The sequence below is a fragment of the Pantoea sp. Ap-870 genome (assembly GCF_011752515.1).
In the GTDB taxonomy this organism is placed as follows: domain Bacteria; phylum Pseudomonadota; class Gammaproteobacteria; order Enterobacterales; family Enterobacteriaceae; genus Pantoea; species Pantoea dispersa.
The window spans coordinates 178,461-193,935 of the sequence record NZ_VWXG01000002.1; the positions used below are offsets into that span (position 1 = coordinate 178,461).

At 57.3% G+C, this 15,475-nt stretch carries 16 protein-coding genes; 5 read left to right on the forward strand and 11 right to left on the reverse strand.

Annotated elements, in window-relative coordinates; all coding sequences use genetic code 11:
• Positions 1 to 455 precede the first annotated feature (455 nt).
• Positions 456 to 1,256 carry an SGNH/GDSL hydrolase family protein gene (locus tag F3J41_RS06870; RefSeq protein ID WP_166710387.1) on the forward strand — a complete coding sequence of 267 codons (801 nt, stop codon included), beginning with the start codon at positions 456 to 458 and terminating at the stop codon, positions 1,254 to 1,256.
• Between the two features lie 307 nt (positions 1,257 to 1,563).
• On the opposite strand, the gene F3J41_RS06875 is transcribed toward F3J41_RS06870, so the two are convergent.
• Positions 1,564 to 2,508 (reverse strand): AraC family transcriptional regulator, encoded by a 945-nt coding sequence (locus F3J41_RS06875; RefSeq protein ID WP_166710389.1) that lies wholly within the window; start codon positions 2,506 to 2,508, stop codon positions 1,564 to 1,566.
• Positions 2,509 to 2,607: 99 nt separating this feature from the next.
• On the opposite strand from F3J41_RS06875, the gene F3J41_RS06880 reads away from it, so the two are divergent.
• Complete coding sequence (locus tag F3J41_RS06880) at positions 2,608 to 3,354, forward strand: SDR family oxidoreductase (protein ID WP_021509071.1); 747 nt, start codon at positions 2,608 to 2,610, stop codon at positions 3,352 to 3,354.
• On the opposite strand, the gene F3J41_RS06885 is transcribed toward F3J41_RS06880, so the two are convergent.
• Positions 3,351 to 3,779, reverse strand: coding sequence for an NUDIX hydrolase (locus F3J41_RS06885; protein WP_211075126.1), 429 nt, complete (start codon positions 3,777 to 3,779; stop codon positions 3,351 to 3,353). The genes F3J41_RS06880 and F3J41_RS06885 overlap by 4 nt on opposite strands.
• An 80-nt stretch (positions 3,780 to 3,859) precedes the next feature.
• On the reverse strand, positions 3,860 to 5,008 hold the full coding sequence (locus F3J41_RS06890) for an MFS transporter (protein WP_349844602.1): 1,149 nt from the start codon (positions 5,006 to 5,008) through the stop codon (positions 3,860 to 3,862).
• Between the two features lie 110 nt (positions 5,009 to 5,118).
• Between F3J41_RS06890 and F3J41_RS06895 the strand changes: the two genes are divergently transcribed.
• Both F3J41_RS06895 and cybB read left to right on the forward strand, forming a co-directional pair.
• A complete protein-coding gene (locus F3J41_RS06895; protein ID WP_166710393.1) occupies positions 5,119 to 5,607 on the forward strand; it encodes a MarR family winged helix-turn-helix transcriptional regulator in 489 nt (162 codons plus the stop codon).
• A gap of 87 nt (positions 5,608 to 5,694) precedes the next feature.
• Positions 5,695 to 6,234 (forward strand): cytochrome b561, encoded by a 540-nt coding sequence (gene cybB, locus F3J41_RS06900; RefSeq protein WP_031280003.1) that lies wholly within the window; start codon positions 5,695 to 5,697, stop codon positions 6,232 to 6,234.
• 72 nt (positions 6,235 to 6,306) lie between these two features.
• Here cybB and F3J41_RS06905 read toward each other — a convergent pair whose 3' ends face one another.
• From F3J41_RS06905 to F3J41_RS06920, 4 genes are all read right to left on the reverse strand, one after another.
• A complete protein-coding gene (locus F3J41_RS06905) occupies positions 6,307 to 8,247 on the reverse strand; it encodes a methyl-accepting chemotaxis protein (RefSeq protein ID WP_021509066.1) in 1,941 nt (646 codons plus the stop codon).
• Positions 8,248 to 8,723: 476 nt separating this feature from the next.
• Positions 8,724 to 9,053, reverse strand: a complete 330-nt coding sequence (locus tag F3J41_RS06910; RefSeq protein ID WP_058775925.1) for a YebG family protein — start codon at positions 9,051 to 9,053, stop codon at positions 8,724 to 8,726.
• A 76-nt stretch (positions 9,054 to 9,129) separates the two neighbouring features.
• Positions 9,130 to 9,924: an SIR2 family protein gene (locus F3J41_RS06915; protein ID WP_010618046.1), complete on the reverse strand. Its 795-nt coding sequence runs from the start codon at positions 9,922 to 9,924 to the stop codon at positions 9,130 to 9,132.
• Positions 9,921 to 10,481 carry a non-canonical purine NTP pyrophosphatase gene (locus F3J41_RS06920; RefSeq protein ID WP_010618047.1) on the reverse strand — a complete coding sequence of 187 codons (561 nt, stop codon included), beginning with the start codon at positions 10,479 to 10,481 and terminating at the stop codon, positions 9,921 to 9,923. Before F3J41_RS06920 ends, F3J41_RS06915 begins: the two co-directional genes overlap by 4 nt.
• Positions 10,482 to 10,853: 372 nt before the next feature.
• Here F3J41_RS06920 and F3J41_RS06925 point away from each other — a divergent pair, with 372 nt between their 5' ends.
• A complete protein-coding gene (locus tag F3J41_RS06925; protein ID WP_166710395.1) occupies positions 10,854 to 12,212 on the forward strand; it encodes a bifunctional diguanylate cyclase/phosphodiesterase in 1,359 nt (452 codons plus the stop codon).
• A 117-nt stretch (positions 12,213 to 12,329) separates the two neighbouring features.
• Here F3J41_RS06925 and F3J41_RS06930 read toward each other — a convergent pair whose 3' ends face one another.
• From F3J41_RS06930 to F3J41_RS06945, 4 genes are read right to left on the reverse strand one after another with little or no spacing between them, the layout of a single operon-like run.
• Positions 12,330 to 13,241 carry an ABC transporter substrate-binding protein gene (locus F3J41_RS06930; protein ID WP_166710397.1) on the reverse strand — a complete coding sequence of 304 codons (912 nt, stop codon included), beginning with the start codon at positions 13,239 to 13,241 and terminating at the stop codon, positions 12,330 to 12,332.
• Positions 13,241 to 14,035, reverse strand: a complete 795-nt coding sequence (locus F3J41_RS06935) for an amino acid ABC transporter ATP-binding protein (RefSeq protein WP_021509061.1) — start codon at positions 14,033 to 14,035, stop codon at positions 13,241 to 13,243. The genes F3J41_RS06930 and F3J41_RS06935 overlap by 1 nt, the downstream gene beginning before the upstream one ends.
• Complete coding sequence (locus F3J41_RS06940; RefSeq protein ID WP_021509060.1) at positions 14,019 to 14,945, reverse strand: amino acid ABC transporter permease; 927 nt, start codon at positions 14,943 to 14,945, stop codon at positions 14,019 to 14,021. The genes F3J41_RS06935 and F3J41_RS06940 overlap by 17 nt, the downstream gene beginning before the upstream one ends.
• A gap of 11 nt (positions 14,946 to 14,956) precedes the next feature.
• Positions 14,957 to 15,469, reverse strand: a complete 513-nt coding sequence (locus F3J41_RS06945) for a GNAT family N-acetyltransferase (RefSeq protein ID WP_021509059.1) — start codon at positions 15,467 to 15,469, stop codon at positions 14,957 to 14,959.
• Positions 15,470 to 15,475 lie beyond the last annotated feature (6 nt).

The window sequence follows — 15,475 nt, forward strand, 5'->3', positions numbered from 1 at the left end:
TAAAGAATGTCACTGTGCAATGTCCATAAAGCTTAAGCCAGAATGTTCTGATGGTAAAAGTTATCGTCAGGCAGTGCTTATTCGCAGCTAACTCCCGGAAAAACAGCGAAAACCCACTCTTTTACAACAGGTTGTGGATTAACGGTTCGACTCGCAGTGCGAAAATTCGCTAATCAAGCTGCGTTATGTCCTGAAGCGACCGTGATGTTTTAAGCAGGCGTCAATGCGGGATTTTCTGGCTGAAGGGAGGCTATTAGGCAGGGCTGGTTTTTACCTTATTGAATTTAAATAACTTTTATTCAGCAAGCGGCTTTTTTCTCAGAGTTGACCTAATTTTCACCCGACAACCGTGCTTTCGGATTGTTGACCCGCAATCTCCCCTGTTAAGGTAATTCGCTTACGGTAAACAACCGATTCTCCATGTAACCTTGAGTATCAAAAGGCGGAAATTTGTTATGCAACGAGCGCTATCTGGCATCGTCACTTTGCTGATTACCACAGCCTGTCTGTGCAATAACGCATTCGCCGAAAGCGGCAAGCCCGATAATAACTTTATTATTGAAGCCTATGGCGGTTCCAGTACGCGCGGTGCCATGGCGATAAAGGAAAATGGCAAATTGCGCGCAATTTATATTAAAGACAATGAGATTGCTCTGATTAACCAGTGGCTACAGGAGAAGTATGGCGATGGCATTCGCGTAGTGAATAAAGGCGCGTCCTCATCGCAGGCCATGGACCTGTTAAATGGCAAATATTTCTACAAGAATAATAAAAGCTGGCGCGAAGAGATGAAGAAATCGCCGGCCAAAATCATTTTGCTGAATTTTGCCACCAACGATGCACGCCATTTCCATTTCCGCGATATAGAAAAGGATTACCAGGTTAGCCCGGATAAATATACCCAGGTGATGACACAGCTGATTACTATTGCCCGTGAAGAGGGTAAGCAGGTGATATTACAGGAGCCGCACCCGATTTGTGGCCGCGCGGAGAAATGGCACGTTGCACCTTATGTCACCAAACTGGACGCGCTGGCTAAAGCAGAATCGGTGCCGCTGGCGCGTCAGTATCAGCGCATCCTGCAGATGAAAGACTGGCAGTCGCTGATGTCACCCGACTGTATTCATCCGTCCGAACAGCTGTACCGCATGAAAGCAGAGGAAACTTTTTCGGTGCTGGTCTCCCACTTTAATACCGAGCTGGCTGCTGCCGGGCATGGCAAAAACCCGGATGGCGAGCAGGTGGCGAAACGCTAAGCCGGTGATTGGCTGACCGGTGAAAACGGCTTAACGATATTGTAGCGTTATGGCTGTCTTGTATGGTCGTCTGTGGCGCAGGCAAGTATTCCCTGGTCGCCATAAATGGCGACCCTACAAGGTAACTGCGCAGTTTTATAATATGTTTTGAGTCACCATAAATGGTGGCCCTGCCGGGTAACGGTAACGGCACGGTTTTGTAGGGTGCGCATTGATGCGCACCGGCATTAACAGGGTATTTTTGAACTGAACGGCATTGCACGCTTTATGGCGGCCCGTCTTACGCTGGCCGCTGCTCCGGGCGTGGTTAACTTACCCGGGCGATTGCTGGCTCAGCTTCTGCGGCTTCGCTGCGCCGTTCCGCGCCAGCGAAGCCGGTCGGCGTCTGGCCGGTGAAGCGGGTGAAAGCGATGCTGAAGGCGCTGGCAGAGCGATAACCCACCCGTTCAGCCACGTCGGCTACTGACAGGCGGCTGCTGCGCAGCAGATTTTTCGCCAGCGCCATGCGCCACGTCAGCAGATACGCCATCGGCGCCATGCCCACTGCATCGCGAAAACGTACGAAAAACGCCGAGCGCGATAGCGCCGCGTGTTTCGCCAGTTGAGGTACCGTCCAGCCATGGGCAGGCATGGCGTGGATGGCGCGAATCGCCCCGGCCAGCCGCTCATCGGCCAGTCCCCGCATCACGCCAGGCGATGCATTCGCCGCGGGCATTGCGCGCAGCGCCTCGATCAGCAGTAATTCCAGCAAACGTTCCAGTACGATCTGCCGTGCCGGACGCTGTGCACGACACTCATCCCTGACCAGCTGCACCAGCGTGGTCAGACGCGATGCGCCACGCACATGAATAAACTGTGGCAGTAACGAGACAATCAATCCCGCGTCGGGTGCGGCAAACTGGCAGTAACCAATCAGCGTCTGTACCTCGGCTGGCTGCTGCCGATCGCCAAGCCACACTTCGCCCGGCGCAAGCATCTCCGGCATCGAATCAGGCGCATCTGCGGCCGGTGGCTGCTCGCTGGTCATGCAAAACTCCCACGCAGCCGGAATCAGGACAAAATCCCCCGGCTCAAGCGCAACCGGAGGATGACCTTTCATTTCCAGCCGGGTGCGCCCCTCCAGCACCACGCAGTAAAACGGCTGGCCGGTCTCACTGCGCTGCACACGCCATAATCCATTGGCACGCGCGCGTTTGGAATAAGCCGCCCCGGGCTGTAACAGTGACACCATTTCGGCGAGCGGATCGATCATAATGGACTCCTGCAAATGAAACCAGGACTGTACGTTGTAGTGAGTCCGGTAGTGGCACTCTATAGTGAGCTCTTACCCAACGCAATGCAGGAGTGAACCATGAAAACCATTTTAATCACCGGCTGCTCTTCTGGTTTTGGTCATGCTACCGCGCTCTGGTTTCTGGAGCGCGGCTGGAAAGTCATCGCCACCATGCGCACCCCGCGCGCCGAACTGTTTCCCGAATCCGCCCATCTGCGCCTGCTGCCACTGGATGTCACCGATGCCGCCAGCATCAGGCAAACGCTGGCTGAAGCAGGAGAGATTGATGTGCTGGTCAACAATGCCGGCATCGGATTATTAACCTCGCTGGAAGGCGCGCCGATGTCCTCGGTGCGGGAAGTGTTCGAAACCAACACGCTGGGCACCATCGCCATGACGCAGGCGGTCATCCCGCAGTTCCGTGCGAAAAACAGTGGCATGGTGATCAATGTGACCTCGACGGTGACGCTGAAATCCCTGCCGCTGCTGGCGGTTTATACCGGCAGCAAAGCGGCCGTCAACGCCTTTACCGAGTCGCTGGCGCTGGAACTGCAACCCTTTAATGTTCAGGTGAGACTGGTATTGCCCGGGCTGGCACCCACCACCGACTTTGGCAAAAACGCCCGGCCGCGCATGGAAAACACCTTGCTTGAGCCTTACCAGCCGATGTTTGATGGCATCATCGCCGGCATGCAACAGCCTCAGCCAACCACTAAAGCACAGGACGTTGCCGCTGCCGTGTGGCGTGCCGCGACCGATCCCGCCGCACCGATGCGCATCCCGGCCGGAGAAGATGCCGAAGCTTCGATGAAGCAATACGGTTAGCGATCTTTACGCTGGGTCAGCGCCTGCAGTGCCGCCAGACCGTCGCGCGCCAGCCAGCTTTGCAGCGGCGCAAACAACGGTTCAGGCAGCGCCTCAGGCGCGAACCAGTGCCAGCCTGCGCACTTATCCTGTTCCCGCAGTTGCGGCTCACCGCTGGCGTCCGGCGCTACCATCAGCAGCGTAATATAGTGCCGGTTGACCGCCGGAAACACATCGCTGACGAAGGCGCCGTTGTGTACGCTGTGCAGTTGTAAACCGGTCTCCTCCAGCACTTCCCGCCGTGCACAGGCTTCCGGTGATTCACCAAACTCCAGATGGCCGCCCGGCGCCGACCAGTCACCGGCACCGTGGCTGCCTTTACGCTGGCCGAGCAACAGCTTGCCATCGCGGAAAATTAATACGCCAACACCGACCTGCGGGGACATCATTGCTCCTGATTTATCGATCCTCTCACTCTGCACGGTTTATAAAACAGCGTATTCCATCTGACAATGGTTTCCTGCCGTTATCGCTGGGGTTTGAGTCGCAGCGCCATCAGCATCAGTAGCAGCACGCCCGCCGCCATGATTTGCCACGCGCTGTCGAGCGATGCCGCGCGGTCGCGCACGATGCCGGCCATCAGCGGCATCAGTGCGGCCAGCATATAGCCGCCGCCCTGCACGAAAGACAGCAGCGCAGTGGCTTCTTCCGGCGTACGGGCATGGTCAAGCGTGACAATCAGCGATAGCGGAAACAGCGCACCGATCCCCAATCCCAGCAGCAGCGTCGGCAACCAGGCGTGTTCGCCGCCCAGCCACAGCAGTGCGATCAGCCCCAGCAGGATGGAAGCCAGCACCAGCAGTAGCGGCCAGCGGCGATCGCGGCAGCGATGAATCAGTGCGGAGAGCATAAATCCGGCGGCGACTTCGGTCAGGGTTAATGCGCCCAGCACGTAGCCACTCTGCGCCGGCAGCCAGCCGTGTTGCATGTAAAATGGCGGTAGCCACGCCAGCACCAGCGTGTAAGCACCGGTGCCGATGCCAAAAAACAGCATCAACAGCCAGGCACGCGGCGTGCGGTGTACGCCGCCAGCCGGTGGCGTGTTTACTCTTGTGGTCACAGGTTGCAGGCGCAGCCACAGTATCAATGCGATCAGCGCCGGTAGCGACGGCAGCATCAGGGCAATCGTCAGTCCGGCATGGCTGGCGAGCGGTGCGGCGCTGGCTGCGGCCACTGCGGCTCCGGCCATAATACCGGTGGTGAACAGTGCCATTAGCGTACCGGCACGCGAGGCGAAGTGACGTTTAATGAGCGCGGGCATCAGCACCTGGATCAGCCCGATGCCGCAGCCGGCCAGCAGCGCGCTGGCGGTTAGCATGGCGGCGCTGTGATCGACGCCACGCGCGCCACCCGCGAACACCAGTACTATCAGGCCAGCGGTAATGCCGCGCGCTTCACCCAGCCTGCGCAGCAGCAGCGGTCCGGCCAGCGCCGCCAGCCCCATCATAATGACCGGCAGCGTCGTCAGCAGGCTCAGCTGCGTGGCGCTGAGACCTGCATCGTGCTGCAGTTGCAGGAACAGCGGTCCGATGGCCGCCATCACCGGACGCAAATTCAGCGCCACCACAAAAACCAGTAAAGCAAACATGCCAATAGCAGGTAAGGTACGATTCACATTCTATCTCCATACACCAAATTATCTTAACGTTAAGATAGTTTGCGGAAGAACGATAGCGGGTGCGCACAAAGCGACACATTGCCCGCCGTGAACTGATGAGAGTTAACATGACTGACCACGTAGATTTTGTCGTTGCGCAATGGGCCAGCGCCATGCCGGAGCTGGACGCTTCTTCCATGGCGATTTTTGGCCGCATGCTGCGCCTGATGAAGCTTCTGGCGAAAAAGCGCGCTGAGGCGCTGGCGTCCTTTGGTTTTCGCGACGGCGAATTTGATGTGCTGGCGACGCTGCGGCGTGCCGGCGCACCTTACCGCCTGTCGCCCACGCAGCTCTACAAATCGCTGCTGGTCACCTCCGGTGCCATGACCAACCGGCTTAACCGGCTGGAAGAAGAGGGCTTGATTGCGCGTGTTGCCGATGCCGATGATAAGCGCAGCACGCTGGTGATGCTGACGCCGGCCGGGCTGGCGAAGATTGATCAGGCGCTGCAGGTGCATACGCAAACGCAGAACGCGCTGCTGGCCACGCTGGACGATCGGCAGCAGCAGCAGCTTGCCGCCCTGCTGCGTCAGCTGTTGCAGGCAGCCGAACAGTAAGCCGAACGGGATGTGGCAAAAAATGAATTAATTCAGCGCGTTTTTCGCTATGTTAAGCATCCCACACCGCTTATTTTCGGACTGGCTATGCGTAACAAATATGCCCCTGCGCAAATCTTTATTCACTGGCTGACGCTGGTACTGGTGGCCACCGCTTACTGCACCATGGAGTTTCGCGGCTTATTCACGCGCGGATCCTGGCAAGGCTACACGATGATCGTCGGACATTTCAGCGCCGGCAGTTGTGTGCTGTTGCTGATGCTGTCACGCATTGTGCTGCGTTTTCGCCATCGCAGCCCGAAAATTGAACCCCAGCCGCCACACTGGCAAACCGGACTGGCGCATCTGATGCATCTGGCGATCTATCTGTTCTTTATCGTGCTGCCGATTCTCGGCATTCTTTCGCGCTTCTACATGGGCCGTAACTGGTGGATTTTTGCGATTCCGATGCCAGTCAGCGCCAGCCCGGATCCCGACTTTGCCGATATGCTGAGCGACTGGCACGAAACCCTCGCGCCATACGGCTACTGGCTGATTGGTCTGCACGCGGCGGCCGCGCTGGTGCATCATTATCTGATTAAAGACAATACGTTGCTGCGCATGATGCCGTCACGGCGAAACGGATGAAAGGAATAAGGCGGTCACCTGATGTGGCGACCGTCCTGATTTACGCAGCGTGCCGGCGATTGGTCACCGACCTCAGCTGAGGTGAAAACGTCCCACGGTATGCGCCAGCTGTGCCGCCTGGTCTTCCAGCGAACTGGCGGCGGCTGACATCTGCTGGACCAGCGCGGCGTTCTGCTGGGTGGTGCCATCCATCTCGTTCACCGCGATCGTTACCTGGCTGATGCCGCGCGCCTGCTCGTCTGACGCAGTAACAATCTCGCCGATAATGGTGCGCACCGAGTTCACCGCCTGCGTCATCTCCTGCATGGTTTTACCGGCATCCTGCACCAGCTGCACACCGCTGCCGACGCGCTGGCCGGACTCTTCAATCAGCGCAGCGATATCCTTCACCGCATTGGCGCTGCGCTGTGCCAGATTACGCACTTCCGACGCCACCACGGCAAAACCGCGTCCCTGTTCCCCGGCGCGCGCCGCTTCAACCGCGGCGTTGAGCGCCAGAATGTTGGTCTGGAAGGCGATGCTGTTGATAATGGCGGTGATGTCGCCGATTTTCTTCGCGCTGTCGTCGATTTGCGCCATGGTCTGCACTACCTGGCCCACCAGTGACTCACCGCGGCTGGCGATGTGCGTGGCGTTATCGGTCAGCGTCGTCGCCTGATGCGCGTTAGCAGCGTTGTGTTTCACCGTCGCGGTAATCTGCTCCATGCTGGCGGCAGTTTGTTCCAGCGCGGCCGCCTGCTCTTCGGTACGTGACGCGAGGTTGAGGTTGCCGCTGGCGATTTCACCCGCGCCCTGGCGCACCGACGCGCTGGCATCCTGAATCTGCCCGACAATCTCGCGCAGCTGGTTTTGCATGGTGTGCAAGGCGAAGAACAGACTGCTGCTGTCGCGCGCTTTCAGCGGGATAGCGTTATCCAGTTTGCCATCGGCCACCGCCAGCGCAATGGTGGCTGCGGTCAGTGGCTCACCGCCAATCGGCTTCAGCACTTTGCGACTAAATACCAGCCCAAGCAGTGCGCACACCACCAGGATACTGATCACCATTAAAATCACCGCGTTAATCAGCTGACGGTGCGCCGCTTCCATCACCTTGCTCACCGGGGCCACCACGCCGAGATACCATTTCTGATCGCTGTTACCGATCACCACCGGCCGCCAGGCCACCAGCGCATCCTCGCCCAGAATAGCGTCATGCTGTTCGGTGACCGTGCTGCTGAAATTATGTGTGTCGCCCTTCCAGGCTTTGCTGGTCTGGCTCTTGTCCGGATAAGACACCACATTACCCGCGCTCGAGAGCAGCATGGCGTAACCGCTGCCTTCCCACGGTTTGATGCTGTTCACTTTTTCCTGCAGTGACGCCAGTGAGATATCGGACGTCACCACGCCCCACAGTTTGCCCTGGCTGATAATTGGCGCGGCCACCGAGGTCAGCAGTGTTGGCACACCGTTATAGGCATAGCTATAAGGTTCGATCAGCGTATCTTTCTGGCTTTTCTGCGGCAGCAGATAGTAATCGCCCTGGCCTGGCGTAAAGATTGAGGTCAGCGGATGCAGGGCAAAATTGCCGCCCTGGTCGCGATCGACGAAATAGGCGTAACGTCCTTTAGGTGCCGCGCCAGCCTGAGAGGCAAACTCAGCATCGCGTCCGTCAAACGCGTTTTCTTCGAAGATGACCGAAATAGAGAGATAGTCCGGATTATCACGCAGTGCAGAGACCAGCAGCTTATCGGCCACTTTGCGGTCCTGCACGCCGGCAGCCGGCAGGGCAATCAGACTGTGGCCAAGGTTGTGTGCGACATCGCGTGCGTAACTCAGCTCCTGCTGGATTTGCAGCGCCTGACTCTGCGCAATCTGCTGTAAGTAACTTTCCGCCAGCGATTTTTGCTCATTGCTGGACTGCCAGCTGAGCACGCCGATAGTCACGGCGAAGCCGAGGGTGATGGTTAAGGCGCCCGTCAGCAGCATTTGTGTGCGGGTGCTCATTTTTTTCTTATTAGATACGGTTGTGGCCATGTCGGCGCTCCTGGTGTTGACACTTTATTACTGAAAAAGAATCACGCCCTGTGCACCTGCATCCCTGTAATCACTCTATCGGCGCACAATCCGGGAACTTGATGGCCTGGCAGGTCCGATCAGAAAACCATCAACTGTTGTTGTGGCGTTGACTCGCCATTAAAAACGCTAAGACGATGCAGTAAAAAAGAGGGAATTTGATCTGGCGCAAGATCGCCACTTCGTTGTGCTGTCAGGTTATTGCGTACGGGCGCAACGCGCCGCATAAAAAGAGGAATGCAACATGGCAGGTAAATTGAGTCTGGCAGGGTTAATGGTGGTCTGGCTGGTGTATGTGGCGTGGATGGTCAGTTACTACTCAGGCACCTTCTCTCTTTTCACGCACTGATCCTTTGCACTGATCCTTAGCACGGTTCCCAGGCCAGCACAGAGGCTGGCCCGGATTCAGCAGCAGTACAAAGCGAACGCGCTGTTCCTCAGGCGGCTTTGACCGCTCGCACCTTCTTCTCTTTTTCCGGCGCAGCCGTATCGCTGTCGTCAGCAGCGGTTTCGCCGCTGTCTTTCACCGCGTCCGGCAGTTTGCTGGTGCGCAGAATGTGTTGCACCGCGTCTTTCTGTTCGGCCAGCAGCATACCCAGTGCTTCGGCCTGGGCCTCATCCATCGCTGGCTGATGTTGCTGCAGCCAGTCGGTGAACGCGTCGGCCATATCGAGCATTTTGTCCCATGCATCTGCGTCTTTTTTATTGGCAAACGTCATCTTCTCTTCACCCTTTCTGACCACAACATATTTGGTTTCGACTGCCATGATGCACCTCATTTACTGTGTTTATATACAGTATATTTCATTCAGCTTTTTTAGCCAACGATTTTCTGCTTGCCGTTTAAGCCAGCAGCTCTTCGAGGAAGGTTGCCAGCGCTTTGCGCGGATCGTCCTCTTCAGACACGATCATTTCAATGCCCCACTGCCCCAGTACCTCTTTCGCCACCGGATTATTACGGTTGGTGAACAGGTAGGATTTAGGCCGTGCGGTCGCCAGCCCGGTGCGGCCCCACATCTTGGTCAGGCGATAAAACAGCAGGCGGATATTGAAATCGCTGATGCTGTAGCCGACAAACAGCACGGAGTTACCCATAACATCATGGGTCAGTTTGATATCCAGCGGCGAGTCAAAATAGAGCCGCTCGAAGTAGCTGCTCTCATCCAGCACGATGGAGGTATCATCGTCAAAATCGCCATGAAGTTTAATAATATGGCGCTTATCTTCAGTCAGCGACACCAGATCGGCGGCGTTAGCGACCTTACTGTACGGCACGTTGTGCGCTTCATGCGCCATCTCCAGCCAGCGGTCGTAATTGGTGGTATAGATGCGTGAGAAATTGCCCTGGGTGATCATGGTGTGAATTTCAGAGCTGCGCACGTCGATGTCCGGACGGTGCCACTCGCGATCCATCCAGCTGCGCAGCGGGCCAAGCGAGCCTTTGCGCTGTTTGTAATACTCCGCCAGCGACAAATGGGTGCCGTAGGTATTGAAGATCTTCGGATCGTAGCCCAGCTCATTAGCCAGATGCGCAATCAGCTCGTGCCACTCCGGCAGTCCGAGATTGCGTGAGATGCCCGCACCGGCGAACAGAATCAGTTTGCCGGCATCGTAAGCGCGTTTGAGTTCCGGTTTCATGCCAGCCCCCGCGAAGTTTTCAGAAAGGTGGCAAAGCGATCCAGCGCCAGGCGGCGCATCGAGATTTCGTTTTTCAGTTCGCCCATTTCAGCGAACGTCTGGGTGTGCCCTTCCGGGATAAAGACGCAGTCCCACTGAAATTCGCGTGGCCCCGCCGGCTCCCGGGCAATGGTGCCGCGCAGCTGGCCTTCAAACTGGTACATTTTGCGCCCGTCACAGTAGCCGAGGACGGTTTTGGCGGTCACGCCCGGGCTGTCCAGGCCGTTCACCAGTTTGGTAAAGCGTTCCGCGTTCAGCCGGCTCCAGAAGATGCGCGTCAGACCGGCGGGCAGGCCATTGAGCCCATCCAGATACAGACCGGTATGCTCGACAAACAGCGGGCGGCCAATGATTGAAAAGGCTTTAGTCAGTTTGTCACGAACCAGCTCCACCTCATTTTCGGTCTGAATCTCTTCAATACGGCGCGCAATGGGCACCACTTCGACACCCACCGGCTCAAGGATGGTACGCACCTCGGCCAGCTTGAGTTCATTAGCAGATAAGAAACGAATTTTCATTGCAATCAGTATGTTGAAAGTGGGTTAGTCCAACCTGGTGACGCATATCCGGCTGCGGTTCCGGCTGTTATTGTCCGGCACGCTGTCGCCGCGCCGCGTGGTCATTCTACTCTGCGGCGACGTCACTGGCGAGGAACAATCGGGTCGCGCTGCGCGCGCCTTCGCCGGTATAGCGCATCGCTTATCGCTGGCGGCGTTAAATATTGCGCCTGAATGCGTTAATAGCGCTATTTGACGCCGCTTATGTCAAATATAAAAATCCGCGCATAACGCGCAAATAATCTGAAAACAATTATGACAGTCGTCTCGCTTAAATATATTATGTGGCGTTTACACCTTCACGCGTCATGACAATAAAACCCGGAACCGTTTATGAACCCATTGTTGAGTTCAGCCTGGTCGCGCATCCGTAATCTGCCCTTCATTCTGCAGGGTGATAGCCCGGAAAAAAAGCTCCGCCTGACGCTGCTGATTGCCGGCGTCGCCAGTATCGTGGCCGGTATCTTTATGGCAACACTGAATTTCAGTCGCGGTCATCATGATATTGGCTGTCTGTATATCGCCAGTATAGCGCTGGGGGGCTACATCATCATCGGCGCCTTTAGCGACCGGCTGGAGCGGCATCTGGCGATCATTACCCATGCGTTATTATTCACCATCATCGTGCTGCTGCTGGTGGATAATCATCACACTGCCGGCAAGCGTTCAGAATATAACTATCTGGTGGCCTTGATCATCGGTTCGGCACTGGTGTTGCGCCAGCAATCCTTTTATCTGAGTAAAATATTTCCGCTGCTGTGCCTGCTGTGTTATCTGTTTTTTGTCTCCACCGGTCTGATCTGGGAAAATAATCGTTTCCATCTGAATATTCCGCAGGAAGCCGTTTTTACCGTTTTCAATTGTGCAGTGCCGGTGACGGCATTGCTGTCGACCGTGTTCACCTATGGCGGCAATTATTCCGCCACCGATCTTATCAAGCGCGAGCTCGCGTCCGCCATTGAGCGCCAGCAGCTGGAGCTCTATTACCAGCCGCAGGTCGATGGCGACAAAAATCTCATCGGTTTTGAAGCGCTGCTGCGCTGGAAGCACCCGGAGAAAGGCTTTATCTCGCCGGAAGTGTTTATTCCGGTAGCCGAAAAAAGCGGGCTGATTATCGATATCGGCAAGTGGGTGCTGGAGCGCATGCTGCAGCAAATCGTTGAGTGGGATCGCGTGCTGCGGCTGCCCCCGCTGGTGTTTTCCATCAATATCAGCCCGCTGCAGTTGATGCACCGCGACTTCACCCATGACACGCTGCTGACGCTGTCGCATTACAAAATCCGTCCCGAGCGGCTGAAGTTTGAAATTACCGAGACCACTTTTATTTACGATCAGCAGCGCATTGGGGATGTCATTAACCACTTCAGCCAGTTAGGGATCAAATGGGCGATCGACGATTTCGGCGTCGGCTACTCTTCGCTTAAGTCGCTGAGTGATTTCGCTATTGATGATATTAAGATTGATAAATCCCTGATCATGCACATTTTTGAAAACGAATCGGCGGCAATTGTGGTGCAAAAGACCATTGAGCTGTCGCGCGCGATGGGGCTGAACGTGCTGGCGGAAGGCATTGAGAGCGAGGAGTATTTCGAGCACCTGCGCAATAAGGGCTGCCATTTATTCCAGGGCTACCATTTTGCCCGCCCGCTGCCCGCCGCCGAAGCTTTGCAGTGGATAAAAAAAGCAGGATAAACCGGGCGAGCCTTCATTTTTTAAGCCAGTGCGCATCAATGCGCACCCTACGAAAGCCCGTGCGAGCTGCAGGGTCGCCATTTATGGTGACCACACCGCACGCCTGACCACCCCGCCCTAATTCTCCTGATAAACAATCCCGGGCGGATTAACCTGCGAAATCTCTACTGCTTCGCCCTCTTCACCCCATCTTGCCAGCACCTGGTGGTACTGGCCGCCAGCGATAGCGCCGTTGATCGCCTGCTGCAGCGCCACGTCCAGGCCATTGCCCTTCTTCGTGGTGACCGCCACCCAGGCGCGAAACGGTCCGTGCCCGACAATTTTGGTTTGCCCGCGCGAAGCCACTTTCCACGCCGCCATGGCCTGCGGGCCGAATGACGCATCGGCCCGGCCAGAGAGCAGCGCCAGCGTGGCGGAGGCATCATCGTTGAGATAAATCGGTTGCACCGGGGCCAGGCCCTGCGCCCGATTCTTCTCATCCCAGCTCAGTAAGATTCGCTCCTGATTGGTGCCGGAGCCCACGATAATCCGTTTGCCGGCCACGTCTTCCCGGCGACGAATTGCGCTGATTTTACTGTCCGCTTTCACCGCGAAGGCGTGGTTATCCGCGCGATAGGTGGCGAAATCAAACTTCTGCTTGCGCTCCTCGGTCACCGCGATATTAAACATCGCCACATCATAGCGCCCTGCCGTGATGCCCAGCGGCCAGTCCTCCCACGCCGCCGGCACCAGCCTGAGTTTCAGACCGAGGCTGTCGGCCAGCAGGCGCGCAATGTCCGGGTCGCTGCCGATCAGCGTTTTATTATCGGACGCCCAGAGGCCAATCGGCGGTGAATTATTGGCTGAGGTGGCGACGGTTAAATAGCCGGGGTGAACAAAATGAAATCCGGCGGGGATCTTCGCGATCGCCTGCGGATTGGCCGCCATGGTGATCGGCGTTTCGTTATGACTGGCGTCCAGCTGTTGCGCGCCTGTCGCGGGTGCCGCCAGCACCGCACCCGCCAGCGCGACTATGATCACTTGCTTCATTACAGCACCCTGGCGAGGAAACGTTTGGTGCGCTCATGACGCGGCTGATTCAGCACCTGCTGGCTGCTGCCCTGCTCAACCACGCGCCCGTCAACCATAAACACCACGTTATCCGCCACTTCACGCGCAAAGCCGATCTCGTGCGTGACAATCACCAGCGTGGTGCCGGAGCGCGCCAGTTTTTTAATCACATCCAGCACTTCGCCAACCAGTTCCGGGTCAAGCGCCGAAGTCGGCTCATCAAACAGCATCACGCGCGGGTTGAGCATCAGCGCACGCGCAATCGCAATGCGCTGCTGCTGACCGCCAGAGAGATGCCGCGGCCAGGCATCGGCTTTGTGCCGCAGGCCGACCACATCCAGCAGTTCACCGGCGCGATCGATCGCTGCCCGGCGCGACAGCTGACGATGGGCAATCGGCGCTTCAATCAGATTTTCCAGCACCGTCAGGTGCGGAAACAGATTGAAGTTCTGGAACACATAGCCGACGTTGATGCGCTGCCGCAAAATCGCCTTCTCTTTCAGCTCATACAACTTATCGCCGCGCCGCTGGTAGCCGATGTAATCGCCATCGATCTGAATAAAGCCTTCATCCACGCGCTCCAGATGGTTGATGGTGCGCAGCAGCGTCGATTTGCCAGAACCGGACGGTCCGAGGATCACCGTCACCGAACCGGGAGCCAGCTCAAGCGACACCTCATCCAGCGCTTTATGCCGGCCAAACGTCTTGCTGACGCCGGTAATACTGATGGCGCCGGTGGTATGCAGATAGCGGTAATCAATGGCTTCGGACATGGGACAGCTCCTCGTTGACGGCAGGGTTCACGCTGCGGTTGCGCCACTGGCGCCAGCGCGAAGGTTGCGGTTCACGCGTGACGCTGCGTGCCAGCCAGCGCTCGACGCTGTGCTGCAGCAGCGACAGTACGGTGGTGATGATCAGATACCAGGCGGCCCCGACCATTAGCAGCGGGATCACCTGCTGGGTGCGGTTGTAGATCATCTGGATGGTGTAAAACAGCTCGGGCATCGCCAGCACATACACCATTGAGGTGCCCTTGGCGAGGCTGATGATCTCATTAAAGGTGGTGGGAATAATCGCGCGCAGTGCCTGCGGCAGAATGATGCGAAACGTGCGACGCGACGACGATAATCCCAGCGCCGAAGCGGCTTCAAACTGACCGTGATCGACACCGAGAAACCCGCCGCGAATAATCTCCGCGCTATACGCGCTCTGCACCAGCGTCAGGCCAATCACCGCCGCCGGGAACTGGCCGAGCACGTTGATGGTCTGGAAGTGCCCCCACGACAGGGCGGTGAACGGAATACCGAACGACAGCGTGTCGTACAGGTACGAGAAGTTATACAGAATGATCAGCACCACAATCAGCGGCAGCGAGCGAAACAGCCAGATATAGCCAAACGCCAGCGTGCTCAGCAGCCACGATGACGAGAGCCGCGCCAGGGCCAGCAGGCCGCCGAATATCAGGCTCAGCAGCGTGCCGCACAGCGTCAGCAGCAGCGTTTGCCCCAGGCCATTAAGGATCACCGGATCGAAAAACCAGCGGGCAAACACGCTCCACTCCCAGCGCGGATTAAAGGCCACGGAATCGATCACCGCCGCAAGGATAAACAGCGCGATGATGGCACCGACGGTACGCGCCGGATAGCGTGCCGGCACCACGGTCAAAGGTTGTTGCTTACTCATGGTGGCTCTCCTTAGCTGGCCTGCGCCACGTTGTGCACATCAATCACTTTGAGAAAACGCAGCCGGCCATCGTGCGGCGGCTGGCCGTAAATCTCCATATCTTCGCGCAGCTCAAACTGCGGCTGATAACCGTGGCCGATATACAGCTGTACCGCTTCCGGCTGACGGAAACCGGTGGTGAGAAACACGCGCTGATAGCCTGCGCGCAGCGCCCGGCGCTCCAGCTCCTGCAGGATCAGCAGTGCCAGTCCCTGACGGCGCAGGTCACGCCGCGTCCAGATGCGCTTCAGTTCGGCGGTGGTAGCATCCCACGGTTTGTAGGCGCCCATGGCGATGATCTCACCGTCGCGCTCCAGCACGATGAACAGCCCGCGCGGCGGCAGATACCACTCGGTCAGCTCAACTTCATTGTGCTTCCTGAAGAAATCGCCGTAGCGTGCTGCATATTCACCAAACAGACCGTCAAGAATCGGCTGCAGCTCCGGCGCTTCCGGTGACACTTCGCGGAAAAATTGCTGGCTCATGCCGCC

Bases quoted from the DNA above. Each gene is read 5' to 3' on its own strand.
- cybB (WP_031280003.1), top strand. From the start codon at position 5,695: ATGCGTAACAAATATGCCCCTGCGCAAATCTTTATTCACTGGCTGACG.
- F3J41_RS06880 (WP_021509071.1), top strand. From the start codon at position 2,608: ATGAAAACCATTTTAATCACCGGCTGCTCTTCTGGTTTTGGTCATGCT.
- F3J41_RS06945 (WP_021509059.1), bottom strand. From the start codon at position 15,469: ATGAGCCAGCAATTTTTCCGCGAAGTGTCACCGGAAGCGCCGGAGCTG.
- F3J41_RS06875 (WP_166710389.1), bottom strand. From the start codon at position 2,508: ATGATCGATCCGCTCGCCGAAATGGTGTCACTGTTACAGCCCGGGGCG.
- F3J41_RS06930 (WP_166710397.1), bottom strand. From the start codon at position 13,241: ATGAAGCAAGTGATCATAGTCGCGCTGGCGGGTGCGGTGCTGGCGGCA.
- F3J41_RS06895 (WP_166710393.1), top strand. From the start codon at position 5,119: ATGACTGACCACGTAGATTTTGTCGTTGCGCAATGGGCCAGCGCCATG.
- F3J41_RS06905 (WP_021509066.1), bottom strand. From the start codon at position 8,247: ATGGCCACAACCGTATCTAATAAGAAAAAAATGAGCACCCGCACACAA.
- F3J41_RS06935 (WP_021509061.1), bottom strand. From the start codon at position 14,035: ATGTCCGAAGCCATTGATTACCGCTATCTGCATACCACCGGCGCCATC.
- F3J41_RS06910 (WP_058775925.1), bottom strand. From the start codon at position 9,053: ATGGCAGTCGAAACCAAATATGTTGTGGTCAGAAAGGGTGAAGAGAAG.
- F3J41_RS06885 (WP_211075126.1), bottom strand. From the start codon at position 3,779: ATGTCCCCGCAGGTCGGTGTTGGCGTATTAATTTTCCGCGATGGCAAG.
- F3J41_RS06925 (WP_166710395.1), top strand. From the start codon at position 10,854: ATGAACCCATTGTTGAGTTCAGCCTGGTCGCGCATCCGTAATCTGCCC.
- F3J41_RS06940 (WP_021509060.1), bottom strand. From the start codon at position 14,945: ATGAGTAAGCAACAACCTTTGACCGTGGTGCCGGCACGCTATCCGGCG.
- F3J41_RS06920 (WP_010618047.1), bottom strand. From the start codon at position 10,481: ATGAAAATTCGTTTCTTATCTGCTAATGAACTCAAGCTGGCCGAGGTG.
- F3J41_RS06915 (WP_010618046.1), bottom strand. From the start codon at position 9,924: ATGAAACCGGAACTCAAACGCGCTTACGATGCCGGCAAACTGATTCTG.
- F3J41_RS06870 (WP_166710387.1), top strand. From the start codon at position 456: ATGCAACGAGCGCTATCTGGCATCGTCACTTTGCTGATTACCACAGCC.